Source organism: Pseudofrankia sp. EUN1h (assembly GCF_001854645.1).
Lineage (GTDB): Bacteria > Actinomycetota > Actinomycetes > Frankiales > Frankiaceae > Pseudofrankia > Pseudofrankia saprophytica.
This window is the reverse complement of record NZ_MBLN01000001.1, coordinates 35,722-61,699: the sequence shown is the minus strand read 5'-3', so window position 1 is coordinate 61,699 and position 25,978 is coordinate 35,722. Positions and strand designations below refer to the sequence as shown.

At 66.6% G+C, this 25,978-nt stretch carries 16 protein-coding genes; 9 read left to right on the top strand and 7 right to left on the bottom strand.

What is annotated here, in order from left to right; translation table 11 throughout:
- Positions 1-12 precede the first annotated feature (12 nt).
- Positions 13-2,136: a UvrD-helicase domain-containing protein gene (locus tag BCD49_RS00225; RefSeq protein ID WP_007508656.1), complete on the bottom strand. Its 2,124-nt coding sequence runs from the start codon at positions 2,134-2,136 to the stop codon at positions 13-15.
- Between the two features lie 452 nt (positions 2,137-2,588).
- Here BCD49_RS00225 and BCD49_RS00220 point away from each other — a divergent pair, with 452 nt between their 5' ends.
- The 6 genes from BCD49_RS00220 to BCD49_RS40065 all read left to right on the top strand — a co-directional run bounded on the left by BCD49_RS00220 (position 2,589) and on the right by BCD49_RS40065 (position 15,016).
- On the top strand, positions 2,589-5,807 hold the full coding sequence (locus BCD49_RS00220) for a helicase-related protein (protein WP_241832218.1): 3,219 nt from the start codon (positions 2,589-2,591) through the stop codon (positions 5,805-5,807).
- Positions 5,804-7,636 (top strand): DUF1998 domain-containing protein, encoded by a 1,833-nt coding sequence (drmB, locus tag BCD49_RS00215; protein ID WP_071040962.1) that lies wholly within the window; start codon positions 5,804-5,806, stop codon positions 7,634-7,636. The genes BCD49_RS00220 and drmB overlap by 4 nt, the downstream gene beginning before the upstream one ends.
- An 83-nt stretch (positions 7,637-7,719) precedes the next feature.
- Positions 7,720-10,560, top strand: coding sequence for a sigma-70 family RNA polymerase sigma factor (locus tag BCD49_RS00210; RefSeq protein WP_241832217.1), 2,841 nt, complete (start codon positions 7,720-7,722; stop codon positions 10,558-10,560).
- The gene (locus tag BCD49_RS00205) at positions 10,557-12,329 is read left to right on the top strand and encodes an AIPR family protein (RefSeq protein WP_007508652.1); all 1,773 of its coding nucleotides are present in this window, start codon (positions 10,557-10,559) and stop codon (positions 12,327-12,329) included. The genes BCD49_RS00210 and BCD49_RS00205 overlap by 4 nt, the downstream gene beginning before the upstream one ends.
- A 169-nt stretch (positions 12,330-12,498) precedes the next feature.
- The gene (gene dcm, locus BCD49_RS00200; protein WP_241832216.1) at positions 12,499-14,325 is read left to right on the top strand and encodes a DNA cytosine methyltransferase; all 1,827 of its coding nucleotides are present in this window, start codon (positions 12,499-12,501) and stop codon (positions 14,323-14,325) included.
- 157 nt (positions 14,326-14,482) lie between these two features.
- Positions 14,483-15,016, top strand: a complete 534-nt coding sequence (locus BCD49_RS40065) for a very short patch repair endonuclease (protein WP_027140227.1) — start codon at positions 14,483-14,485, stop codon at positions 15,014-15,016.
- Here the strand turns inward: BCD49_RS40065 and BCD49_RS00195 are convergent.
- Entirely contained in the window at positions 14,938-16,905 is a 1,968-nt protein-coding gene (locus BCD49_RS00195; RefSeq protein WP_274535036.1) for a DNA cytosine methyltransferase, read from the bottom strand. The genes BCD49_RS40065 and BCD49_RS00195 overlap by 79 nt on opposite strands.
- A 417-nt stretch (positions 16,906-17,322) precedes the next feature.
- On the opposite strand from BCD49_RS00195, the gene BCD49_RS00190 reads away from it, so the two are divergent.
- Positions 17,323-18,621 (top strand): ATP-binding protein, encoded by a 1,299-nt coding sequence (locus BCD49_RS00190; protein WP_007508648.1) that lies wholly within the window; start codon positions 17,323-17,325, stop codon positions 18,619-18,621.
- Between the two features lie 253 nt (positions 18,622-18,874).
- On the opposite strand, the gene BCD49_RS43030 is transcribed toward BCD49_RS00190, so the two are convergent.
- From BCD49_RS43030 to BCD49_RS00160, 5 genes are all read right to left on the bottom strand, one after another.
- A complete protein-coding gene (locus BCD49_RS43030) occupies positions 18,875-19,240 on the bottom strand; it encodes a DUF5615 family PIN-like protein (protein ID WP_007508647.1) in 366 nt (121 codons plus the stop codon).
- On the bottom strand, positions 19,237-19,551 hold the full coding sequence (locus tag BCD49_RS00180) for a hypothetical protein (protein WP_241832214.1): 315 nt from the start codon (positions 19,549-19,551) through the stop codon (positions 19,237-19,239). The genes BCD49_RS43030 and BCD49_RS00180 overlap by 4 nt, the downstream gene beginning before the upstream one ends.
- A gap of 741 nt (positions 19,552-20,292) precedes the next feature.
- Entirely contained in the window at positions 20,293-20,784 is a 492-nt protein-coding gene (locus tag BCD49_RS00170) for a DUF6082 family protein (protein WP_007508645.1), read from the bottom strand.
- Positions 20,785-21,092: 308 nt separating this feature from the next.
- Entirely contained in the window at positions 21,093-21,356 is a 264-nt protein-coding gene (locus BCD49_RS00165) for a hypothetical protein (RefSeq protein ID WP_007508644.1), read from the bottom strand.
- 528 nt (positions 21,357-21,884) lie between these two features.
- Positions 21,885-22,544 carry a sulfotransferase family protein gene (locus BCD49_RS00160; RefSeq protein WP_007508642.1) on the bottom strand — a complete coding sequence of 220 codons (660 nt, stop codon included), beginning with the start codon at positions 22,542-22,544 and terminating at the stop codon, positions 21,885-21,887.
- Positions 22,545-23,330: 786 nt separating this feature from the next.
- Here BCD49_RS00160 and BCD49_RS46080 point away from each other — a divergent pair.
- On the top strand, positions 23,331-24,746 hold the full coding sequence (locus tag BCD49_RS46080; protein ID WP_007508640.1) for a peptidylprolyl isomerase: 1,416 nt from the start codon (positions 23,331-23,333) through the stop codon (positions 24,744-24,746).
- Positions 24,747-25,003: 257 nt separating this feature from the next.
- Positions 25,004-25,744: a hypothetical protein gene (locus BCD49_RS43025; RefSeq protein ID WP_007508639.1), complete on the top strand. Its 741-nt coding sequence runs from the start codon at positions 25,004-25,006 to the stop codon at positions 25,742-25,744.
- Positions 25,745-25,978 lie beyond the last annotated feature (234 nt).

Here is a 25,978-nt window from a genome sequence, read left to right as displayed (position 1 = left end):
TCATTGGTGGCGTCAGTTGCCAGGCATCTGTAGAAAGGGACTCGGCGCACCTGACCAGGAGACCGAAAGAAACTCGCGGGCCCGGGTGCAGGCTACGTAGAGGAGGCACAACTCACGCAGGGTGTCTTGGGCGTGAGCGGCCGGGTCGTCGGCCTTCGGCGTGACCGCGTATGGAAGCGGAATCGAGCGAGCCGAGGCGTCGACGACGGCCATCGCACGGTACTCCAGGCCTTTCATGCGATGCATCGTGCCGATCTCGACGCCGCCACGCTGTTTGCGGTCGAGCGGGCTGCACGTGATCCCGGCCGCCTGCAGCGCCTCTGCTGCCGCGTCGGCCCCCTTACGAGTGCGGGCCGCGATGCCGATCGCGGCTTCGGCGACTCCCCCGTCGAGCCAGCCTCGGACCGTCACCACGAGTCCGTCCTGTTCGGCGGCCGACGTCGGGTAGCCACGAGTCGTTGGCGGCTGCGTGCCGCGGAACGCGGAACGATAGCCGTCCAGACTGTCCGTGCCGGCGTCGAGGTCGTCCACCGTCTGGCCGCCTAGCAGGGCAATCGCCCAGGTGAGAATCTCCTCGCTGGTGCGGTAGTTGAGACGCAGACGGTACGACCGCCCACGCACGTTGATCCCCATGGTCGTCAGGGCCACACGATGGTCATAGATCCGCTGGTGCGCATCGCCGACGATGAAGAGGTCGTCGGGCCCGTCGGACACCACAGCGCGTAGCAGTCGCCACTGTACGGGGTGCAGGTCCTGCGCCTCGTCAACGACGACATGTGGGAACAGATCGCCGACCGACATGGCACGGGCATATTTCGCCGCGTCGTCTGCGAGCTGGTAAAAGGTTCTCGCACCCGACTCGTGCATCAGACCTAGGAACCGCTCGACCGCCGTCCAGAGCTGGACACGCTGGGGCCTGGTCAGTGGCTGTGCCCTTCCGGTCCTGGAGACGGACAGGTAGTCCGCCAATGTCCTGGCCCCCTTAGCGAGGATGACGTTCTCCCACTCCTGGCGGAGCACAGTCGGTTTGAATGGCACGCCGGTCGCGGCCGCCGCGGCGGACCACATCTTCGCCAAGAGCTCGTCGTCGACGATCACCTTTGGGGTGGCACCCTCGGCCTCGGAGACGATGCGATGCGCGAGCGCGTCGACCGTAGTCACCTCGATCGAGGAACTGGAATCGATGCCGGACACCGAGTCGAGCGACCTCAGGCTCGCCCGAAGGTCATCGGCGAGTGTGCGCACGAAAGTCGTGAGCAGAACCGGCCGCCTCGACTTGGGCGGGAGCCTCCGCGCGAGATGATGTGCGCGATGAAGCGCGACGACCGTCTTTCCGGTACCGGCACCGCCGGTGACCCGGACCGGGCCCGCATGCCTCTCGCGGTAGGCGATCCGACGCTGCGACGGGTGCAGAAAGATCCGCCAGAGCTCCAGTGGGTGGTCCAGTGCCTCCTGTAGTTCTCTGGCGCCCTTCGGAACGAACACGGTCGGTGAGCCGAGGGCTCCGGTCGTTGATGCATCCGGAAGCGGCATGCCACTGGTGGCACCGGTCCGGATGCCGAGTTCAGTCCGAACCTCGCGCAGGGTGAAACCAGCGGCGAGCATCTCCATCGCCTGGTGCTGACTCGCCGGCATTGCCTGGGCAAGCAGGTCGAGGTCGGCGTCGGACCGGACCCGGCGCACGACCGGGAGGTAACTGGCCTCGATGCCAAGTTCCAGGAGAACGACGTTGTCGTACGCGTCGAACATGCCAGGCGACGGGTGCGCCTCCGCACCGGGAAGCGCTGCCGCTGCTGCCCGCATCGCGGAGACATCCACGATCTCCACGTCCTGCGTCGCGGAGTTGATCGCGAAGGTGTGGTTCTCCAGCCAGGCGTACGCCTTGTCGTGCTCGAGTATGTCGAACAGGATGTAGTGGTCACCTTCCGTAGGTGCCATCACGACGCCCCGCCAGAACTTGGTGACCCGGATCGTCCGTCCGCGATCATCTGCGATCGCATGGGGTTTCTCGAGATGGAGCCCGGCGATCGTGCTCTCCTGGAACTTCCCGAGGAGCTCCGGAATCCGCTTTTGGACTTCCTTCGGAAGATCCGGAAGCCGCTTGAAGAAGCTCTGCGCGAAGCCTAGCGACGCCATGGACACCCCGAGCGTTCGATCCGACACACCAGGTGGGTGCGGAACGCCTGGCTGACAGGCTGCCCGAACCCCGGGAACAGCCGTGTACGCGCCGATCCCGCGACGCAGCACATAGTAGTCTCGCGTCACAGGATGACGTCCCTTCGGCGGTTCCTGCGCGCAAGCTGACGTCATCCTCCGCATCCCTGGGACAGCACAACGCACACCCGGCGGCTCACGATCGCCGTGCAGCTGCAGTCTGCGACGAAATCTATCCATACGAGTAGCAACAGCGAACGGAGGGACATGTTCGGCTCGACGGACCATCAACAGTCGCGACGGCGCCTCCGCGTCAGGCCAGCCTTGCTCTCCGTAACGTAGCCGCGCCCAAAGACGCGCGGCGTGGACGACCGATACAGATCATCCCGATGGCGATCATCAGACATGAAACGGGGGCGTCGGTGACTTCCAGCGTGGACGACCGACGGAAGATCATCGAATACTTGGAGCGTCAGCTTGTAGGGCCCGTCAACGGCCGCGACGAGGTGCTCCAAGAGGCGCCTGACCGGCGGTACCTGACCGGTCTGCTGTACCCGCGGACCGAGGTGACCTCGTACCAGTCCACGCAAGCCACCGAAGCCGCGGAGCAGGATGGCGAGATCCTCGACGAGGTCCCCGGTCAGGTGGGCAACCAGGCTGACGAGGCCGACGAAGATCCCCTGACGCTGGCCGGCCAGAACAAGCCGAGCTCGGTCGGCCTTAGCTTTGTCACCAGCGAGTGCTCCCCGATCGTGGTCGAGGTCGAGGCCGCGTGGTACCTGTCCGCTGGCCATGGTCGGGACGTCCGGCAGGAATGGCGAAGGACACCCATCTCACTCGTCGGCGACGACGCCGTGCGCATCGAGCCTCCCGACGACGCCGGGCGGCCGCGACTCACGGATCGCAGACTGATCCTCGATGGCCGCGCGAGCGTCGAGGTGGTGTGGCGGCGGCACGGACCTACCGGCGCCATCGTCACTGTCTCGTTGGTGAACCAGATCCGAGCCGAGACGCACGCCGAGATCACGGCCGGCTGTCTACTCCAGGTCACCATGCGCGCTCGTCCTGCGCAAGGAACGATCGAGCGTTACCCCAGCACTCCGCATCTCTATGGCGATGACGAGACTGAGGAACTCGAACTCCTCTACCGGAACGTACCGACCTACGCGATCGGACACGGCGCAGCTGCGGCCTGGACCGGCAATGGTCGGGAGACCCCGGCGTGGGTCCACACGGCATTCCTTCCCAGGCAGGTGGTGCCCGGGATCTCCTTCGAGGTTGCCGGTCATGAGAAGGTCCTCGACCTCGCCCGGCTCGCCGAGTTCGACACCACGGGCTGGCCGGAGCTGGTCCGCGGTCTGGACGAGTTCGTAGACAGCTACGAGACCTGGGGGGACGGCCTACAGGTCCGGGCCGACGGCGACGTCCCGCCCAAGCTTCGGGCAGCCGCGGCCCGCGTCATAGCGGACGTCGACGCAGCGCGAACCCGGATGCGCGCCGGCGTCCGGCTACTCGAGGCAGATCCGGTGGTCCGCCGGGCGTTCGCGCTCACCAACCGGGCGATGCTCAGGCAGATGGTCCACAGCGGACCGAGTCTCGCCGGTCAACCCCATGACCCCACCAGCGCCCCCGAGGTGAACCCGGACTACCCGGCAGACACGTATCGCTGGCGGCCGTTCCAGCTGGGCTTCCTCCTCCTGACCCTGGAGGGCGCTACCACCGAAGACTCGAACGACCGGGACCTCGTCGACCTGATCTGGTTCCCGACCGGTGGTGGCAAGACCGAGGCCTACCTCGGACTGACCGCATTCATCATCCTGCTACGCAGGCTGCGTGGTGGAGACACAGCGGCCGGCACGACAGTGATCACCCGCTATACCCTTCGGCTTCTCACCGCCCAGCAGTTCCAGCGGGCGGCAACGCTGATCTGCTCCTGTGAGCTTCTCCGTAGGGACAACGAAGCCGAGCTGGGTTCGGAGCCGATCTCGATCGGGCTCTGGGTCGGTGGCAACAACAGCCCGAACACGTACGTGGAGGCCAGGAAGCTGCTGCAACGGCTGCGTGAATCCGAACCGGCGACCGAGAGCTTCCAGATCGAGACCTGCCCGTGGTGCGGCACACGGATCACGCCCGACGAGAAGTCCGAGACCCCGATATGGGCGATCAGGTCGACCAACAACACGTTCGAGGTCTACTGCCCGAACCACCGCTGCCCGTTCCATGAGCGTCTGCCGCTCTCGTCCGTCGACGAAGATCTTTACGAGCATCCGCCGACGTTCCTGGTCGGCACCGTGGACAAGTTCGCACGGACCGTGTGGGACCCGCGCTCGGGCGTCTTCTTCGGATCGGGTTCCCAACCGGGACCCTCGCTGATCATCCAGGACGAGTTCCACCTCATATCCGGCCCACTGGGCACGGTCGTCGGGATCTACGAGGCCGCCTTCGACGTGCTGCTCAAGCACAACAAGACCCGACCGAAGTTCGTCGCCTCGACGGCCACGATCCGGCGGGCGGAGGAACAGACGAGAGGTGTGTTCGGCCGCGAGGTCGCACTGTTCCCACCCGCGGGCCTCGAAGCTGACGACTCCTACTTCGTCCGTACCGATCATGACGCTCCCGGACGGCTCTACACCGGCGTCATGCCACAGGGCCACACACCGCTAACGGCGCTGGTGCACCTAGCGGCGGCGCTGTTGCAGGCACCGGTCGACCTGGATCTCACGGCGGCCGGTCAGGACGCCTATCGGACACTCGTCGCCTACCACAACAGCCTCCGCGAGCTCGGCAAGACGATCACTCTCGCGCACGACGACATTCCGGCCCGCGTGAAGGTGATCGCCAGGGACGCCGAGAACCTCAGAAAGCTGACCGACGACGATGTCGTCGAGCTGACGAGCAACGTCGCCTCCCACAAGATCCCAGAGGTGTTGGAGCGGCTGGGCAGGGCTCACGACCAGGAGCGATCGGTATCCCTCGCGGCCAGTACCAACATGCTGTCTGTGGGTGTCGATGTCGGACGGCTCGCGCTGATGGTCGTGGTCGGCCAGCCCAAGACGACTGCCGAGTACATCCAAGCAAGCAGCCGAGTAGGCCGAAGTAAGAACCGCCCAGGCCTCGTCGTCACCCTGTACTCACCGTCCAAGCCCCGAGACCGGTCACATTACGAGGCATTCACCTCTGACCACGCGAAGTTGTACCGATCGGTCGAGCCGACCTCCGTAACCCCGTTCTCGCTGCCGGCCCGCAATCGAGCACTGCATGCAGACCTGGTAATCCTGGCCCGCCACGCCTGCGGTTGGAGCGGGGAGAAGGACGCTGCCCAGTTCGACCAGGACGACCCGACGATGACGACGCTTCTGGACATGTTCATGGCGCGGGCGTCCGACACCGTCCCGAGGGGGGTGGAGCACAGGGAGACGCGGGAGCGCGAGGCACAGGAAATTGAAAAGGACCTGTGGCAACTCGCCGCCGAGTGGCGGGAGAAGGCCCTCCAAGCGGGCAGCGACGAGTTCGGGCTTACCTATCGGGCGGTCAAGCACCGGCCTGGACTCCTCCGTCGGCATGACGAGGCGGGCGATGGCTGGGCGACGCTGGACTCCATGCGCAACGTGGACGTCACGGTAGCGATCAAGGTCAGAGGGGCGAACAAGTGACGATTCGGAAGGTCCGCCGATCGCAGACTGTCAGCCCGTTTGGACCCGGCGCCATCATCGACCTGGTTGGAGAGTCGTTCGTCGCCGAGGACGTCAGCCGATGGCCGCATGGCGCCGAGGCAATACATATGCCGAGGCTCGCGGCGTCCCTGCAGATCCATGAGATCAAGACAGCGCCCGTGCGAGGACTGCCCTACTATCGCTTCCCACAGTGGCTCTTCTGCCCGAGCTGCCGCCGCATGGAGCGTTGGAGCACGGTCCGGGAGAAGAAGGATCCCGTGCCTCGCTGCCAGAGCTGCACCAGGAAGCCGATCCCACAGCTGGTGCCGATGCGGTTCGTCGCCGTCTGCGCGCGCGGCCACCTTGGCGACGTCGACTGGCGACGCTGGGCGCACTCAGCCGCTCGGGCTGGTTCCTCCGGCCGGACGAGTGCCGGGACAAGCAGATGTGCAGACAGCCGGTTGACGTTCGAAACCAATGCCGGCGTTGGTGGTGGACTGCATTCGACCGAGGTCCGCTGCTCGGTCTGCGGCGCCTCGCGCTCTCTTGAGGACCTGCCGACGAAAGAGTCACTCAGACGTGTCGGGCAGCGCTGCACAGGGCGGCAGCCATGGCAGGTCGATGCTGAGGCCGTCTCGTGTGACGAACCCCTGGCCGCGGTCCAGCGAGGAGCGTCCAGCGTCTACTTCCCGGAGGTCGTCTCCGCCATCGACATCCCGCCGGAGTCGAACTGGAGCGTGCTGAGCAGCCCCGCGGTCCTGCTGAAGGCAAACAGCAACTTCAACCTGGTCCTAGACAAMCCGGGCCACCCGGCGCGCAGCGTCCTCCTGGGAGTGGCCGCGACCGAGACCGGCCTGTCACTTTCTGAGGTTGAGTCCGTCCTCTCAGGTCTGGAGACCGATGCGGAGCCGTCGGCCCCGGCCAGCGACCGGGCTGACCTAATCCCAGACGAGTGGATGGCGCTCATCGACCCACCGGCAGGCCCGGACGCCTACGACAGGCGCAACAAGTTCGTCGCCCGCAAGAAGGACCTGACGGCGACGACGGTCGACGGACGCCTCAGCGCAGCGGCAAGTGAGCTGACATACCTGGCCACCGAGGTCACCATGGTCGAGAAGCTCCGCGAGGTCCGTGTCCTGGAGGGGTTCAAACGCCACAAGGCTGAGCAGCTGATCTCGGCGAACCTCGGCCCTTACCGGACGCTCCTGCCCGGTGTGGAGGTCTACGGCGAGGGATTCTTTCTGCGTTTCAACGAGGATGCGCTGGCGACGTGGGAGGCGCGGCTCGAGGTGATCGGCCGCGCTCATACGCTGACCGACCGGAAGGAAGACCGCCCAGAGTTCGCGTGGCTGCCCACGCCGACCTCCCGTTTCCTGCTTCTGCACACGTTCGCGCACCTGCTGCTGCGTCAGACCGCATTCGAGGCCGGTTACTCGGCCTCCTCACTGCGCGAGCGGCTCTACGTCACCGACCCGAAGTCCGGCCCCCGCATGGCGGGCGTACTGATCTACACCGCCGCCGGCGACACTGAGGGCACCCTCGGTGGCCTGGTTCGGCTGGGCGAACCCGATCGGCTCACGACGCTGGTCGCCGGCGCACTCACCGCCGCACGCTGGTGCTCGTTCGACCCGGTGTGTGGCGAGTCGACGGGGCAGGGACCGTACGGCCTGTCCATGGCGGCGTGCCACGCATGCTCACTGGTTGCCGAGACCAGTTGCGTGGCCGCCAACCGGCTGCTTGACCGCCGTCTGGTCGTGGACGAGGAGTTCGGCTTCTTCCGGAACATGCTGGCCGCGATCGACGGCGACCTCGACACCGGCTCATCGTGACAACTGCGCACGCCGAGGGGCCCAGAAGCGGAAAGACCGTTTCCCTGGACGCCCAACTGATCGTCGCATCTCCGGGTTCTGGGATGGCCCGCTCGGCAATGCAGCTCGCCGGACGGCTGACCTCGATGGGTCTGCGGGTCTCCGTCGTCGCCCAAGGCTCGCTCCTGATGGCCCAGCTCCGCCTGCGGCGCTTGGCTGACGACCGGGGCACGCGACTCGAGCGGTACCACTCGTTCTTTCCCGATCTCTGGCGGAAGTTGTTCCACAGCGATCCGCCGATGCTGGGACTGTGGGAGTACGACTTCGCGGCATGCCTCGACCGCGCGGTACGCGATGTCTCCCCACGCCGGGTCCGCCGACACGTCGTCGTCGTGGACGGTGGACAGCTTCCACGGGAATTCTATGTTCTGCTGCGCGTTCTGGGTGTCTCGTTGACGGTCTTCGTCGAGGCGGACGCAGGCGCGGGCGCCGGTGGTGCCTCCGCCCGAGAGATCGAGTCCGTTCTGGGCCAAGGCGCGGCGATATTCCTGCGCGAGAACAGCCGGAACACGACGTCGATCGCCCGGCTGGCCGCTCACCTCCGTGAGCAGGCCGGCGGTCGTCGACCGGCGCTGCCGGACCGGGGCGGCGCATCGCCAGTGCTCTGGCATGACCCGGACCTGACGGAGCTGACCAACCGGCTGCGCGACTATCGCGTCCAGCATCCGCGTGAGCGCATCGGAGTACTGGTCCAACAGATCACGCAGGTGGACGCGCTGTACCGGGCTCTCAGCCGCGACACGACGGGCTCGGTCCAGTTCCAACACAACGCCAGCTTCAGGCTCCCGGATGGGCGAATCGACTTGGATCGCTCGGGCCTGAAGGTCACGACCTGGGCCTCCGCACGGGGAGTCGAGTTCGACACAGTCGTACTTCCAGAACTGCAGGATGTCACGCTCGACCCGTCCATCCCGTCATTGGCGGGGGCACTGGAGTATCTGGTGACCCGGGCTCGCCGGATGGTCATCCTCGCCTACTCGGGCGACGGCGACCCTCGTATCATTCGCGAGCTTCCTCTCGACCTCATTGACGACCAGCGAGGCAAACCGTTCGTATACCACGAGTTTGGACCTGGCGAGCCCGCTGTCGAATTTCCGGCGCCCGACGAGGTGGCGGAACCCGCGGATGACGATTCGCTCGACGACGCCGAGGAAGATCCGGACGATCGGTCTCTGGCCCAGCCGGACAGGAAAGATCTTGGGTTGGTGGTCGGGGATCTCGATCCGGTAGCCCTCCCACCGGWTGCTGTAGCCGCGGCGCGCCAGCTGCTCGAGGACGACCACCAGCGCCGCCGCCCCGACAAGCACATCCTGAACGCTGCGGAGGAGGTCGGCCTGGCGATGCTCATGCGACCYGATCGTCCGCTGCACGAGGACCTCGGGAGGGAATTCCGCAAACCACTCGCACCGAACGACGAGCGAGCCAGGTCGTACGACGCTCTGGTACTGCACAACCGGAGGCTCGTTTTCTCGATCGCACAGAAGTACCAAGAACAGGGCCTTGAAATCGACGACCTCATACAGCACGGCATGATCGGCCTGATGCGCGGCGTCCAGAAGTTCGACGCGACGAAGGGTTACAAGTTTTCGACCTACGCCACCTGGTGGATCCGTCAAGCGATCGCCCGCGCGGTCGCGGACGAAGCCCGGCTCATCCGACTGCCCGTGCACCTCGTCGAGAAGATCAACAARGTCCGGCGAGTCCTCGGCGAGTTACACATGTCAGTCGATCGCGCGTCGATCTCCGCCGTCGCCGGCCAGGCTCGGCTGTCCGAACGCGAGGTCGAGCAGTGCCTCGTCCTCCTCCGCCGAGACGTCGTCGGCCTCGACCAGCCGGTCGGTGACGGCGGAGGCACGGTCCTCGGCGATCTGGTCGGTATCGCCGCCACCGATGCCGATCCGGACACGATCCTCGATGGAGAGTGGCTGCGTCTGATCGTGGCCAAGGAGCTCGCAGAGCTGAGCCCGAAAAGCACGGAGATCATCAGGCTTCGGTTCGGCTTCGAAGACGGCGAGCGGCAGACGCTGGAACAGGTCGGGCAGGTCTTCGGCGTGACCCGGGAACGAATCCGCCAGATCGAGAAGAAAGCGCTAGGGCAGTTGAAGGACAGGCTCCGGAAGGCATACCTGGAGGACATCGCCGGTCCGGGGCCCAAACCCGTGTCGCAGCCAGTACGTGGGCAGGTGATCCCGCTTCATGGCCGAAGGCCGCTGGCGCCAGGGCCATCCAGGGTCGTCGACGGCGCGGCGTCCACGCACGGCGCCGTTCAGCCAGCCAAACGCCACCCGACGGCCGCGCCAGGGGCGGTCGATGTCCAGGTCACGTCGCAGACCTCGGCGCCTGTTCCCACAGTCGAACCCACAATGGCGCCGACGCCCACCAAGAGTGGGTCGGCCGGCCCCGATGCCGGCGGGGTTCCGGTGGCTTCGCGGGATCCGTTCCTGCTCACGCACCCGGCCACCCAGGACTTCGGGACAGAGCGTGTGCCCGGCGACGGCCTGTCGGCGCTCGTGACGCCGTATGTGCTGCCCTACCCGGAGACACTCAACGAGGAGGATCTTCGGGAGGCCGGCGAGCCAGCCTCGTGGCGGGAGTCGCAGGGCCTCTATGTCGTGTCCGATGGCCGTTTCTGGTCCCTGGGTGGGTGGCTGGGCCTTCCCGATCTTGATCTCAGTGCGGACTTTTCTCTGGCCCGACTCGAGATCGAGATCGAGCCGATCCAGCTCGATGCCTGGCGCGGCCCCGCCCCCGACCTGCCGCTGGTCGTGCCGACTCCGCTACAGCCGCGTCTCACAGTGCTTGCGAAGATGACGAGACGACTTTCAGCCGATGTGTTCCGGCGCCACCAGGAACCACCCGCGACACCCCAGGACGGACGGCAATGAGTACAGAGATCACCGACTTCGTCGCCGAACTCCACCAGTGGGTGTACGAACGGGCATCGTCCGAGGAGATCATGCTGCGTGACGCGTTCGTGCAGGTCGCTGCGGAGGCTCTGACCGAGGACGGAACACTCGACAACCCGGAGTCCTGTTTCATCCGGATGCAGTGGAAGAACCGGCATATTGAGGTGGCTGGCTTCGACATCAGCACTGACGGATCGATCCTCCGGCTGCTGGCCGCGCACCACGGCGAGGCGATGGTCAAGAAGAGCCAGATCGACCAGCTGGTTCGGTACACCATCAACTTCGGCGAGGCCTGTCTGGCCGATCTGCCCGACAAGCTTGAGCGGTCCAGTCGGCGGGATATGGCCGAACGGATCCGGGACTCCTGGGCCGACTTCGAGCAGGTCCAAATCATCGTCCTGACAGACGGAGCCGCCAGCACGACCGGCGCCTGGGCCGACGACCTCACCGTCGGAAACCTGCCGGTGACCATCCAGCTCTGGGACCTGACCCGACTACACCGCCTCATGACCTCGGGACGCCGCCAGGAGGAGATCGTCATCGACCTCGTCGAGATGGGGTACGAGATTCCCTGCCTCGAGGCACCGAAGCAGGCCGATGAATACCAGTGCGTCCTGGCGGTGCTGCCTGCGCGACTGATCGCCGAACTGTACGATCGTCACCACAGCCGTCTGCTGCAGCGCAACGTGCGCGCCTTCCTGCAGGCCCGCACTAAGGTCAACAAGGGCATCGCGGAGACGATCAAGGACAATCCCGGTCGGTTCCTGGCGTACAACAACGGCATTTCGGCAACCGCGACGGCCATGGAGTTCGAGATCGCCGCCGACGGCCGCCGGATCATCCGCACTCTCCGGGACCTTCAGATCGTCAACGGCGGCCAGACGACCGCGTCGTTGCATGTCGCGCTTCGCGGCGGTGTCGAGGGACTCGCCGACGTCCATGTGGCCACCAAGTTCACGGTTGTCGGCGACCGGCTCTTGGACGAACTCGTCCCGAAGATCTCGATGTACGCTAACTCGCAGAACGCGGTCACCACGGCCGATTTCGAGGGCAATAGCGCCTACCACGTCGAGATGGAGAAGCACTCACGTGCTATCTGGACGCCAGCCGCCGGTGTCGTGGCGCGACAGACGCACTGGTACTACGAGCGGGTCCGCGGCCAGTACGACGTCGACCGGGCACGCTTCATGACACAGTCGAAGCGGAAGCAGTTCGACCTCGACAACCCCAAGAGCCAGAAGATCACGAAGACGGACGCCGCCAAGTACGAGTACGCCTATCGGCGCCAGCCACACGTCGTGAGCCTCGGTGGCCAGAAGTGCTTCCAGGAATGGTCGACGAAAGGCGAGCCGAGCATGAACGACGCACCGACCGACGCCGAGTTCCGCGACCTGGTCGCGAAGGCAATCCTGTACGCCCGGGTGCGCAAGCTCGTCCAGCAGCAGGGCTACGGTGGCTATCTCGCCAACATCGCCGCGGCCACGCTCTCCCTTGTCGTCGACCGCTTCGGCGGTGCGATCGACCTGAATCGGATCTGGCGAATGCAGGCGGTCCCGGAGGCACTCGAACGGATCGTGCCCGACCTGGCCACGCGGGTCCGCGACGTCATCACCAACCCGCCGGGGAACGGGAACGTGACCGAGTGGTGCAAGAAGGAGGCCAGCTGGCACGAGGTACAGCTGATCAAGTGGACACCCCCGGCCGAACTGGTTGCCGAGCTGGCCGTCCAGGCTTCCGATGCCGCCTGAGGCGCCGGACCGACGCCCGGCCCGCGACGACGGCGGCCGGCACGGCGGGTATGGGGTCAGGCTGGTTCGGGGACCGTTCGTACGACTGGAGCCCCACGCAGAGAGTTGCGCGGACACCAAGGAGCTAGCCGCGCTCGTCGGGCGCCTACGGGCTGAGGATCCGGACCAGTTGCTCGTCGCCGACCTGTTCTCGGGGGCCGGAGGGCTGAGCCTCGGGCTGGACCAGGCCGGGCTGCGGGTGGTGCTCGGCGTCGACCATGACTCCGAGGCGACGGAGACACATCGCCATCATTTCAGCGGTCTGACGCTCGACGAGGACCTGTCCGACCCGGCGAAGGTCGATGAGATCGCCGAGCTGATCCGGTCGTTGCGGCTGGACGTCGTGGTCGGCGGGCCGCCTTGTCAGCCGTTCTCTCGGGCGGGCCGGTCAAAGATCCGGCACAGGGCGCGACTGGGGCTGGCCGAGGCGCACGACCGACGCCGGGACTTGTGGGAGTCGTTCCTGGCGATCGTGCGCCATGCGAAGCCAGGCTGCGTACTGATGGAAAACGTGCCGGACATGGCGCTGGACCGGGAGATGTTCATCTTTCGAACCATCGTCCACACGCTCGAGGGGCTTGGCTACTCGGTCCAGGCCCGGCTCGTCGACACCTCCGAGTATGGCGTTCCCCAGTTTCGGCAGCGTCTGATCATCGCTGCTATGCATGGCGGAGCTACCTTCAGTTGGCCGAAGGAGGCAACCGAGCGAGTCCACCTGTGGAACGCGATCGGAGACCTCCCCGAGGTTGAAGGTGGATGGCGGCCGCCGGGAGGGCCGGCCGGTTGGTCGATGTATGACCCGACCGAGCCGCAGAACAGCTTCCAGCGCGCCATGCGCGCGAAGGTTCCTCGCGGCGAGCGGGACCGCGTCTACGACCACATCACCCGACCGGTGCGGCCCGACGACCGCGCGGCGTTCGAGCTCATGGACGAGACGACGCTCTACTCGGACCTGCCGGCCGAGATGAAGCGCTACCGCGACGACATCTTCGACGACAAGTACAAAAGGCTGAGCGAAAACACCTTCTCGCGGACGATCACTGCCCACATCGCCAAGGATGGCTACTGGTACATCCACCCACGCCAGAGTCGGACCCTGACCATCCGCGAGGCGGCGCGTCTGCAGACGTTCCCCGACCACGTCCGCTTCGCTGGTCCGCCCTCGGCCGCGTTCAGGCAGATCGGAAATGYGGTGCCGCCACGCCTCGGCGAACATCTCGGCCGGGCACTGGTTCAGAGCCTCGACGCACCCACAGTGCCACAGCCAAGCACCGCCGAACTCGCCAACCGGCTCACCGCCTGGTTCGCCGAGCAGCGCGAGACCACCCTGCATGTCCCCTGGCTGACGGCCAGAACTCGATGGCAGGTCGTTGTCGCCGAGATGTTGTTCGACCGAGTGACTGTCGAGCAGGTCCGGCTGTTGTGGCCGCTGCTCGCTGGCTGGAGTAGCCCCGCCACCACGGTCGAGGCCGCGGAGGGATTCCTCGAGTCGGCCAGTTGGATCAGGCGTCGGCATCGTGCGGAGCAGCTTCTGGAGGCGGCCCGCTGGCTCCTAGAGCGTCCAGAGGCGCTGGACGCGCCCGATCCGGTCGGGAAAATCCCGCATGTAGCCCAGTCTGTCATCGATCTGGCTGTCCTCGTCGTCCGGACGGCGGACGTCGACGAGAGTCCGGAGCCCGTGCTCGTCGGCAAGGGGGTGCTGCGCCTAGCGGCCCGGCATGATGACAGCTCGGTCGACTTCCAGAACCGGATGTCCGACGGCCGGCTCGCGGTGGCCAGGCTCATCGGTGGTCCCGGCACCGCCCGCGAGGCGCATCTGGCGTTGGTGGCGCTGGCGAACTCGGTCTGCCGGCCGCATGCCCCGGTCTGCGCGAGCTGCCCTCTCGCCGCCACCTGCCGCCATGCGAACCAGCCTGACAGGACCGGGTCGACGAAGGCGCGACAGAAGAAGACCTAGGCCAAGCAGTCGGCAGCATCCCCGGCCGCCGCGTCCTTCTGTCGCCTTGCCCAAACGCCAAGGGGGTTGGCGGAGCGTCCATATTGCTTGTGGCCGGATGGCGGGCATGCCCAGCCGCTGTGGGGCGAGCGTGGCCCGGGCTGGAAGAATCCGGTACGTGACCAAGGACGGCCCAGGCGCCGCGGACGACATGGGCCCCAAGGCGACGCGGCCTACCTGGGTCGCGACCGACGCTGGCAACCACCTGCGGGGCCGCAAGGCACAGAACACCAAGCCTGAGGTCGCGCTCCGGAAGGCCGTGCACGGTCTTGGCCTGCGCTTCCGGATCCACCAGACGGTGGCTCCGCGATGCACCCCCGATTTTGTGCTCCCTCGCTGGCGACTCGCGGTCTTCGTCGATGGTTGCTTCTGGCATGGCTGCCCCGAGCACGGGATGAAGCAGTATCGCGGCCCAAACGCCGAACTGTGGCGCCAGAAGATGGAGGCAAACCGCAACCGGGACCGACGCAACGACGCCGCGCTCGCTGAGGCCAGGTGGGCGGTGTTGCGCGTATGGGAGTGCCAGGTACGGCGAAGTGCGGGCGAGGCTGCCCTGCTCGTGCAACGCGCCGCTCAGGACGCGAAGAGGCCGTCTGCAGACAATGCCTCGTCGAGCCTGGACGCCGCCCGCGCCGCCGACCTACGGGCGTAGGCGCAGCCCGCTGACGCGAGCGGGCAGGCGGCACAGTCCGGCGTGGTCGACTCGCACACTGTCATAGCAAGATGGCGGATCGCTGCCATCCGCATGGGCGCCTCCTCGCCCCTCTTCGCCACCCGGCCCGGCTCGTCGGTCCCGGATGTTTGGTCAAATTTCTGCTCACCCGTGCCGACCAGCCTTGACAGGTCGATGCGTCCATTCGTCAGCAAATTTTGCTCGTCGGAGGTGGTGTCAAGGAATCGGGCTGCAACCCGGACCGCGCTGGCGCCGGCCACGAGGACGTCATACCCACGGAGCAACTTGAAGACCTTCGCCTCGGCGGGCCGCAGTTTGAGGAGCTTGATAACGTCGCCAGCGTCCTCTGACAGCTCGACATCAACAATCTTTCGGAGCCGCTCAAGCCTGCGGCGGGTGTTGCTCGGCGCGACGCGCAAACAGGCCTGCAGCGTGGCGTCGTCAAGGCGATCGCACCCGCTCAGCACGGACAACGCGGGCATGTCCTCTGCGGGGATCGGCTGGGCTCTGGACAGCAGCGCGCAGGCCGCCGCGAGCAGCGGCGTCATCGCCTCGCCTGGAACGGCCGTCCATGCCTCGCTGCGCGACAACTTGGCCGCCCACTCCACCAACAGCCGATGGACCTCGGGCCAGTTGGCCGCCGGCGCCGACGAGGCTCCTGATTCGTCGGCGGACATCGGTCGCAATGCCTRCGCCGCCGCAGTGCCCGCAAGAGGCGGCACGGCATTACCTATCTGCTTGAAGGCGTCGCTTCGATAGCCTGCGAATCGAAACCAATCCGGGAAGGTCTGGATGCGCGCCGCCTCCCGGACCGTCAGCGTCCGTAGTTCGGACGGGTGAATGTACCAGTAGCCGTCCTTCGCGATGTGCGCGGTGATCGTCCGGCTGAGCTCCTTCCAGCCGAGCCGGTTGTACTTGTCGTCAAAGGAATCCGACCGGTACCTCTTCATCTCGGCCGGAAGGTCCGAGTAGAGCGTTGTCTCGTCCATGAGCTCGAACGCCTTGCGGTCGTCGTCGCGGACTGGGCGGGTGAAGTGATCGTAGACGAAGGTCGCGTCAGCTCCCTGCCGCATCTCGCGGGCAAACTCACTCAGCTCTGCGTTTTCGACGTAGGGCAACCGGCGTGCCCCAGTGGACAGGAGCAACCGAGGAAGGTCACCGATCGCRTCACAGACAGTCGTCTGCCGCTTCTCGTCTTCTTTCGGCCAAGTGAAGGCGCCCCCATCCCGCCGCGCAAGCAGTATGAGGCGACGGCGATGCTGGGGTACCCGATGCTTCCACGTGTCGATGATTCGGACCTGGGTTACATATCCGGACACTTCCAAATCGCCGACTATACGGCGTATTGTCTGGAAGTCATCACCCAAACCCATGTCGGGGACATTCTCCATCAGCACCGCGCGTGGCTTCAGCTCCAGCACGATCGACAGGAACGCCATCCACAGCTGGCGGCGGGGGTCGATGCGTGAGCGGGTGCCCTGTTCGACCAGACTACGAATCTTGCTCGACCCAGCCCGGCTGTATGGCTGGCATGGAGGCCCACCGGCTACGAGATCAATCTCAACACCGTTGAGCGAGGCGACCAAGTCGGCTCGGACATTGGGCTCACTCAGATCGAGTTGCAGCGCGCGGCCACGGAAGTTGGCACGGTGGGTCTCGATTGCACGCTGGTCATGATCGACGGCCGCGACCACCGTCCATCCGGCCTGCTCTAGCCCCAGGCTGAGACCCCCTGCTCCTGCGAACAGATCCAGAGCCAAGCGACGACCGGCCGCCACCTCCTCCGCGCACCAGGCAGCGAACTCGTCATCGGGCGGACTTCCAGCGCAGGGTGGAAGCCGTAGTAGATCACTGCGCTCTAGGCGCACGCCGTACGTAGCCACCGCCCGCCTCCCCAAAGCCGTCAGCCCGGACTAGTCGCATCCGGAGCAGCCACCGACGCGCGGTAGTAGTTAACAACAGCTACGCCAGATGACCCTCAGGGGACCTGTCGGCCCCTTCCCGAAGCACACGGAGACCACCACCAGGTCCTTCGCACAGACGTTCTACCACCGGGATGCGACAAACTCTGGAGCTCCAGACACGGTCTCGAGCCGCCACAGCGGCGCCGTCGGCGTCGGCGTCGGTCGCACCACGCACGGGCGGACCGTCGTGGAGCCATCCAACGCCCACCTGCGCCAACTACACGGCAGAAACCGAGACAACACCTGTGGCGCGCTGTCCACAGCGCCGAGGTGTGTGGGAGCCTGGAGAAGGTCCGCGAAGGAACGAACGAGGGGGAACAGGTGACGGCACGCAGGACGTACGAGGTGACCCCGTCGGCGGCCCGCCTCACCCGGTCGCTCCGCGACGTCGGCTACGACTTTCCCGCCGCCGTCGCCGATCTCGTCGACAACAGCGTCTCCGCCGGCGCCACCCACGTTCAGGTGATCATCGAGTTCGACGGTGTCAACTCCCGCGTGTTCATCGCCGATGACGGCATCGGGATGAGCGAGAACGCCTTGGTAGAGGCACTGCGCTTCGGGTCGCGGCGCACCTACGAAGCCACCGACCTCGGCCGTTATGGCCTTGGCCTGAAGACCGCGTCCCTCTCGCAGGGGAGGTCAGTCACCGTCGTCACACGGCGGTCCGCCTCCGTCGACCGCATCTTCGTCCGCGAGCTCAACCTCGATCTCATTGAGGAACTCGACGAATGGCTCGTGGTGGCGCCGAAGCGCTCCGCCGACACCGACCGAGCGCGCGAGCTGCTTGGCGATGGCGCTGGCACCGTCGTCCTCTGGCGTCTGCTCGACCGCGTCCTGCCCGAGAAACACCCGGAGGGCGGCTGGGCCCGACGTCGGATCGATACATACGCCCACCGCACCGCCGAGCATCTCGCCATCGTCTTTCACCGCTTCCTTGAAGGACTACCAGACGGCCGCAAGGTGACGATCTCGGTCAATGGTGAGAAGGTTCGCCCTTGGGACCCATTCGCGCCGGGCGAGGAGCACTGCCACAAGCTGCCGGAGCAACAATTCGAGATCACCGTCGGCGACGCATCGGGCACAGCCCACCTATGCCGCTTTGTTCTGCCCGCCCGTACCCAGTTCTCCTCGCAGGACGAGTTCGAGCGCCTGTCGGGCCCGCTGAACTGGAATCGCCAACAGGGCCTATACGTCTACCGCGCCGACCGGCTGGTCCAGTGGGGTGGATGGGCTGGTATCCGTGGCATCGACGAGCACACCAAGCTGGCTCGTGCCTCGCTCGACTTCGACACGTCGCTCGACCCAGTTTTTAATATCAATGTGTCGAAAATGCGCGTCTCGATACCGCCGCAGCTCCGCCAGATGATCGCGACATCGGTTAACGAGCTGTGCCTCGCCGCCAACGCTGCCTACCGCCGCTCATCGCCCCGCGGCAACATGCCGCTGCACCTCGGCGCCGGTCAGCCGGCACCCACTCCAAGCGCGGACTTGGCGCTTGCAGGCCTCGCGCTCCGCTCGGCGGCTATGCAGTCCGGTCACTACGACGCGCTGGAAAGTATCTTCGCCATCGTCCGCCGCGACGCCCCCCAGATCGCGACCGCGCTCGGCCTGACCAGCTGACGACGCTGACCTGCGGAACGCAATCGCCCGAGTGATCCACTGCTTCACTCCGACCTCGTCCGAAGGTCCGGTACGCGACACCAGTCGAGTAGGCCATGAGCGACGATCAATTCGATGACGTTGCTGTTTCTAGAAACTGAGGCACCCGTCCTGCTGCGGGCCGGGACCTGGCCGGTGCATCCCTTCGCCCATCCGGGAGGATCCAGCTCCAACGGGCGGGCGGCTCTGTCACTGGACGAGCCTGCGCGTGACGTCAGCGCTGGAGGAATAGGACCAAGTCCGGGCCAAGCCTGTCGGGCTCATGGAGAAGCTTGTCGAGCGCGCCGACCACGGCGCCGACGAAGCGGCTGTCCTGGGGGAAGGCCTTCGTCGACACGAAGACGATGCCGGCATGGGAACGACCGTCGGCGCGGTACTGGGTATCAAGCCGCGCGAAGTCCTTGATGTTCAGGGTGACGAGCGCGCGCCCGTGACGCGTCGCCTCCGCGAGTAGCTGGTCGTCCGGCAGAGCGAGCAGGGTGGACTCGGTGACGACACAACGGACGTCGTGCCCCCGCTCGCCCAGCTGACCGGCGATCCGCTGACTCAGCATCTCGTCGAGCAGGAGCGGCCGGCTCATCGCGCGAGAAGTTCCTGCTCGCGTTGCCAGGCCCGTTCGGCCGCGAGCTCTGCTTCGTCCGCCGCCTTGATCTCGGCGTCCACCTCGTCCGGGAAGGCGRCCCAGTAATGCACCGCCGTGCGTGCCAGCCGAACGGGCAGGGCGGTGTTGTCGCAGACCAAGGCCACCAGCGCTTCCTCGGCGAGGTCCGGCTCAGCGGCGCGGGCGGACCTGAGAGCCCTGATGACCTCCCAGACATCAGGCCCACCGACCAGGCCCGCACGCCGCCCCGTCGGGCCKCTCCGGAACGTTATGCCGGGATGCTCATGCATCCGCAGACCCTCGTCGATCAGCAKGTTCGCGGCCGAGGACAGCGACAGCCCTGGATGGGCGGCGGTAAACGCCGCCAAGCGGACGGCAACGGCCTCGTCGAATCGGACTGGAGTCGGAGCTCGCTTCGCCACGACTACAGTGTAGTTACATGAAGTCGCAGGATCCACTAGGATCCAACCTGCACCAGCCGCATCGCCGGAAGGCATCCGAGCGACTTGCCGGTCAAGCCTGACAGCGAGCCCGCAACGCGATTCCCGGCCGGCCGGGGCGTCCAGGTCATCGGACGGCCGACGGCCACTGAGCATCGGCACGTTCATCTMCATCTGTCCGCTCAAGCGGTGCGAAGCATCCGCCCCGGCCAGACGATCGTCCGGCCGGACGGCATTACTGTCTACTCAGACAGTGTCTGAGTAGACAGTACCGGAGTTGGACAAAGAGAACAACTACACCGGTTACTGACGGCCACGAAGGACGATGTCTGGCCGGATCGGATCGCTACCCCCGGGCATCGCCTGGCCAACGAGCCACGCCGTCGCCCGAGCCCGMCGCCTCGGCTGGTGAGAAATGCCGGCAGTTGCTCCCGGCTGGCAGCCCTGATCGACAGCCACCAGCAGCGACGGGGGCTCAGCGCCCAGATGCGCCCCCGACTGACGCCGCGCGAAGGCATCCAGAAACAGCCCCTCGCTGGGCACCCTGCGGCTGGTGAAGACGACGTCAAGGCTGGGAAGCATCTTGATCAGTCAGCCGGAGCCTGAAGTCGGGCTCGGGGTGGGACCTGCACTCGGGGTCGGGAGACAGAGGTATTCCCCGTCGACGATCTCGTGAAAGCGGCGCTTTCGGCGGGTGCTCGCCGACTTGGCTCTGATGTCACGGCTGCCCTCCCAGAATCGACGGCCGTCGGATCCAGCGAGCACGATGTGGGCGGCCTCACGCAGTGCCACCTCGGTGAGGGCGTTCAGCTCGAACATGAGCTCCCAATGGGAAAAGATCATGTTCACGTACAGCTGAGCCCGCTGCTGCTCCGGGTCGGCGGAATCGAAGAAGTCACCCCAGCAGCGCCGGTAGACCTCGTCGTCCATCGCCATCCGCAACAGATCCACGTGCAACGACCGCAACGCCTGGTCTCGCCGGGCCCTCACTACCCCAGGCTGCAGACCCACCGACCAGACCGCCGCGGCGAGCACGGCCGCCGGCAGCAGCGCCCGGGCCGCTCCATGCCTTTCGCCCGCCATCGCCCTCCCCCTCATCGCACTGACGTAGCCATCACTGTCTCACCAGACAGGGCACAAGTCATCACCATGGCGACGAGAAGGAGCAGTCGTTGCCGAGGAACCTTCAAATGGCAACGAATGTGATCAGGATGGTGGAGGGCTGGCTCACAGCGAGGGTCTAACGCCCCCTGGGCATCGGCGCTGGTGGCAGCGGCCCCAGCTTGCTCGCGGCGGTCAGCTCCAGAGGAGCGGGATCAGGCTGCGGCCGAAACCACTGGGCGCGCCGATGGCGATCGCCTAGCGAGATGCCGCCGACTTCAGCGAGACACTCAAGCATCCGGGATGTCCGGCTTCGCGGCGATGAGCATTTCCCGAGGGATCACAACCAGCCGTTCGTCTGAGCCGACCTGCACCCCATCCGGCAGGCGGTGCTCGTAGGTGACGGTCAGATCGCGACCAACGATCGCGATGTCCCCGTTGTCGAGTTCCCAGATGTCAGGGCATTTTGGAGTGGCATCAGTAACGCCAAGCTCAGCCGCCGAGAGTCCAAGCCGACGCCTGAATCCAGTCTTCGGATCCGCGTTCCAGACCATGCGCCACCCCTAGTAGTCATGGCAACTATCCGCCCAGGCATCATGCGTGCGCCACTGCCTGGTGCCGGTTACGCCAATCCTAGTGCGAAGGTGAGGGACGCTCATGCATTTGCGCAAACCCTCGGGACGCGGCGGTCCGCTGGGCGCGCACGATGACGGTGACGCCGGCGGGACGGACGGGGCGTGAAACGCGGAGGCGGAGCCTGAGGGGCTTCGCCCCGCCTGTTCGGCTCCGAACACTCCGATCTGCCCGACCCGAAACCAGCCGCGACTATCAAAGCCAACCCGTTGGCATGATCACTGTTTGCGCCCGCTGGTGGTCGCGGAAGGACCGCGGATGCAACCAGCGGAGGGCAGAAATCGCGATCATGCCGGGTGGCGGAACGGAGCCAACCGTGCCGGGTCGGGCGCCAAGCCTCGGCGCGAGTCGGGAAGCGGGGGGCGGGGGCGGAAGCGGGGGGCCCGCCCCGGCGGGGGGAGTCGCCGGGGCGGGTTCCTGACTGCTTCCTTTGCGGGGTATCGCCAGAACTATGCCGCGGCCGAGGCTGCGGCCGCGGCCGCAGCGACGCGGGCCTGCTGCTGAGCCCCGTAGGCGTCTCGTTCGTTGAGGCGGGGGAACGGCTCGGCCGGGACCGGGACGCCGAGGAAGGCACACAGCGGTTCCCAGCCCTCGGCGACGTCGAAGACCAGCAGACGATCCGCCGGGATCTCCCGTTTCACCTCGGCGATGTGGTCCTCATAGACCCGCAGGGCATGGTCCTTGTCGCCGAAGCGCCCGTCGAAGACGCCGTTCCAGATCAGCAGGTTGAGCAGCCTGATAAGCGGCTCGACCTCCGCCGGCAGTCGCTCCGGGACGTTCAGGATCGCCTGGTAGAGCGTCTTGTGGACGCTCTCGTACCACTTCTCCGGGTCGCGTACCGAAAGAACCACCTTCGACGCCGGGTCGTGAGCGGCGAGCTCTCGCCAGAAGCGCGCGCCTGGCCAGTCGACGGTCGACTTGTACCCGGCGTACATGGAATCCCAGTCGACGGGTTTTCCTTCGACCGCGTCCAGCCAGTCGAAGACGGTGTCGCGCCGCTTCATCAGTTCAAAACCATGATGGCAGGGGCCGAACCCCAGCTGTTCGAGAGCTGCCTTGAGCGAGAGAGTTCCGGTGCGCCCGAAGCCCGCGCCAACGATGTCGACCATTTCCCTCCTCGGTAGATTGCTTCGGGGCAACGCTATCGAAGGGGACTTTCAGGCTGACACGGAACCCCCCGCCGAGGACGAAGAGCGCTTTGCTGTGCATCAATGTCCGCCGGGGATTGATGACGTGGTAGCCTTCTCAGCCGCACCACAAAACCGCGTTCCCTACCGGAATTGCGGGAAAACGCAGGCGTCGTGTTTATCTGCGTACAGTACGCAATATTGCGGCACCCCGCCCCCCGCTGTCGGAACTGACAGTCACGCGGCGGGAAGGCGATACGCTCGACTCAGCTTTTCACGCGGGCGCGCCACGGCGCCACCAACACTGGATGGACAGCCGCCTGGATGGCCGCGGCGGACGCGACCCGACCGCGGCGATCCGTGCTTGGACGAGTCACATCCACCGCGAGTCCATGGATACGGCGAGGGTCAACCGCCGGCCCGCCCGCCGCGCCACCGTGCCGCTGGACCCCTCGGCCCCTCGGCCCCTCGGTCGCTCCGTCGCTGGCGACCGCTACCTGCGGCCACGCACGCCAGCCGGCCGACCGTCCCGGTGCGGGTGCGGTGCAGGTGCGGGTGGGGGTGCGGCGATCAACGGCTTGACGCGTCACACCACCTGCACGGAGGGCTGATGTCGCACCCATCTCCCGGCGGAGGACATCTGGGACCGCCTGGCTYAACACCGATGGTGCGCGACGGAGCGGCTACCTTCCGTTATGAAGCGAGCCTATGTGAGCGGCTGCTGTACAGGTCTGGTTGCTAGGCTGCGGCGCCGGGAGGTAGGTGCTGATGCCGGACGAGAAGGACCCAGCCGGGCCGGATGCACGGTCTGACGAGTCGAGCGCGCCGGCATCGCCGGCGGCCAAGGAGACCACGGACGACGAGGGCCGAGGCCAGGACAGTAAAAGACGGGGCGGTAAGAGACAGGGCGCCATCACGACACCGCCCATCATCCTGTCCGCCTCCGGGATTCCGATGGTTCAGGGTGTGGACGCGGGTGCCGGGCCGGGTGGGGCCGCGGGCGGATGGGCCATATTGCCGCCACCCCGGGACCCCGCTTCCGGGCCGTGGGGGCTCACCGCCCCTACTCTTACGGATCGTGACCAGTCCGGCTCGTCTAGTGATGACTCTGAAGTCGACGACATCGATCTCGACGTCGATGGCACTGACGACACCGACGACCTCGACGACGCGGTCGAGGACGGCTCGGCGGCCCGCGGCGGCGAGGAGGCCGGCGTGAAGGTCACCGGCCGCTCCTCGGGCACCGACCACGGCGACGACGATCTCGACGAGGACGACGACGGGCTCGACCCGGCCGACCTCGACGAGTCTGATTTCGACGAGCCCGACTTCGACGAAGATGACGAGGACGAGGACGAGGCCAGCGATGGCGGCGAGGGCAGCTCGCCGAGCTGGCAGAAGAACATCTCCGGCGAGCGGCCGCGACGGCGCGAGATCGCTCCGGAGGTGAAGGTCGCCGCCTTCGGCATCCTCGCGGCCCTGCTGCTGACGGTCGGTGCCATCGCGCTCTCGAAGTCACTGGGAGGCTCGTCGTCCGACGACACCGCGAGTGTCACCCCCGAAGCGACCGCGAGCGTCAAGCCGCCGGCGACGTCAAAGGTCGGTGACTGCGTCTACACCGAGGACGAGCAGACGCCCGCCCGTGACGTCACGCTTCCACCCGCGGGATCCAGCGTCGACACGAATCCCGCCAAGATGGTGATCACCACCAACCTCGGCACGATGACAGCGACCCTCGACGCGGCCAAGGCGCCGTGCACCGTGCACGCGCTCAGCTACCTCGCTGGGAAGAAGTACTTCGACGGAACGACCTGCCATCGGGAGACCTCCGGCCCTGACGCCGGGATCTACGTCCTCCAGTGCGGTGACCCGACCGGCACGGGCGGCGGCTCGCCCGGATTCCAGTACAAGAACGAGAACACCACCGGCGTGAACTACAACCGCGGCGTGATCGCCATGGCCAATGCCGGTCCGGACACGAACGGCAGCCAGTTCTTCATCAACTATGCCGATCCATCCGAGGAAGGTGCCCAGGCACTCGCCGGCAACTACACGGTCGTCGGTCAGATCACCGAGGGACTCGACGTCCTYGACAAGATCACCGGCCCCGGCGCCGCAGGTGAGACGGGTGACGGTGAGCCGGTCACCAAGCCGCAGATCCTTTCGTTCACGATCACCCAGTGAAGCCCGGCGAACGGCGACCTGACCGCGGTCATCCGGTGACAAATCCGCGGTAGCGCATCGCGCGCTCGCCATCGCGGTCACCCCGGCATCTCTGCGACGATGTTGGGGTGACCGCCCTGCCCGGCCAGCGAGAACTCCGCCGGTCCAGCGCGTCCGGCCATTCCAGCACCCCCACCGCGCCACCGGCGACCTCCGTCGCGCTTGCCCGCAGATCCACCCTCACACGCAGATCCGACCTTGCGCACAGATCCGCCTTCGTGCGTGGATCCGTCCTCGCGCTCGCGCACAGATCCGCCCCCACACCAGCGCTCGTCGTCGCGGCCGTACTAGCGGTCGCGTTGACAGTCGCGGGTTGCGGCGGCGGCGCTGGCTCCTCCGCGGCCACCGGATCTCAGCCGGTCCCACATCAGTCCTCCCTGCCGGGAAGTTCCTCAGGCACCGACGACGCGGGCTCGGCGTCGGGATCTGGCGGGGCCGGCGGCTCGAGTGTCGGTCCCGGCTTCGGGGGCAGCGCCCCGGTCGACGGCGGCAACGGCGCCGACGGCAGCCGGACAGTGGACTGCGGCGACGTGATCGACGAGATCCCGGCACCACCCGGCGAGTTCTCCACCGTCGCGAAGGATGTCGCTCTTCCCACCCGCGTTCAGATCCAGGCCGCCCGCGACACCAACATCCCCACCTCCGACCCGCAGGCGTATTTCGCGAAGTACGGCCTGCTCGTCCGCGTCGGCGTCGCGGTCGACCTGGCGCTGGCGCCGACCTTCGCCAATGAGGCCGCGATCGGCTGGGGCAGGGGCGAGCCGGGCCTGGTCGTTCACGTTCCGGCCTGCTCGACGCGCCAGGACGGCGCCGTCTGGCTGGTCTTTGCCGGCGGCTACTACGTCAACACCCCGCGCTGCCTGGCTGTCGAGGTCCGTACTCCGTCCGGCACGGGGTCGGCCGACATCGGCGCCGGCGCTCCCTGCCCGGGCCAGTCCACCGTGCCACCCGGCAGCTAGTACGCCCCAGCGCCCGTTCACCCGCCTCACCCCATCGCGAGCCCCATCGCGAGCGCCATCGGATCAAGATCAGTCAGACGCCACGCGCCGGCGGTGACGCCCAGCGTCTGACTGATCTTGAGAAGGTCATTCCGAAACGACATCCCCCGGTGCCGCTGACCCCGCGGTGCCGCTGACCACAATGCCGCTGACCACGGTGCCGCTGACCACGGTGCCGGTGACTCCACAGTGCCG

Coding starts and splice junctions, on each gene's coding strand:
- BCD49_RS00225 (WP_007508656.1), bottom strand. CDS start 2,136: ATGGCGTCGCTAGGCTTCGCGCAGAGCTTCTTCAAGCGGCTTCCGGAT.
- BCD49_RS00205 (WP_007508652.1), top strand. CDS start 10,557: ATGAGTACAGAGATCACCGACTTCGTCGCCGAACTCCACCAGTGGGTG.
- BCD49_RS43030 (WP_007508647.1), bottom strand. CDS start 19,240: ATGAGCCGGCCGCTCCTGCTCGACGAGATGCTGAGTCAGCGGATCGCC.
- BCD49_RS00170 (WP_007508645.1), bottom strand. CDS start 20,784: ATGGCGGGCGAAAGGCATGGAGCGGCCCGGGCGCTGCTGCCGGCGGCC.
- BCD49_RS00165 (WP_007508644.1), bottom strand. CDS start 21,356: ATGGTCTGGAACGCGGATCCGAAGACTGGATTCAGGCGTCGGCTTGGA.
- BCD49_RS00160 (WP_007508642.1), bottom strand. CDS start 22,544: ATGGTCGACATCGTTGGCGCGGGCTTCGGGCGCACCGGAACTCTCTCG.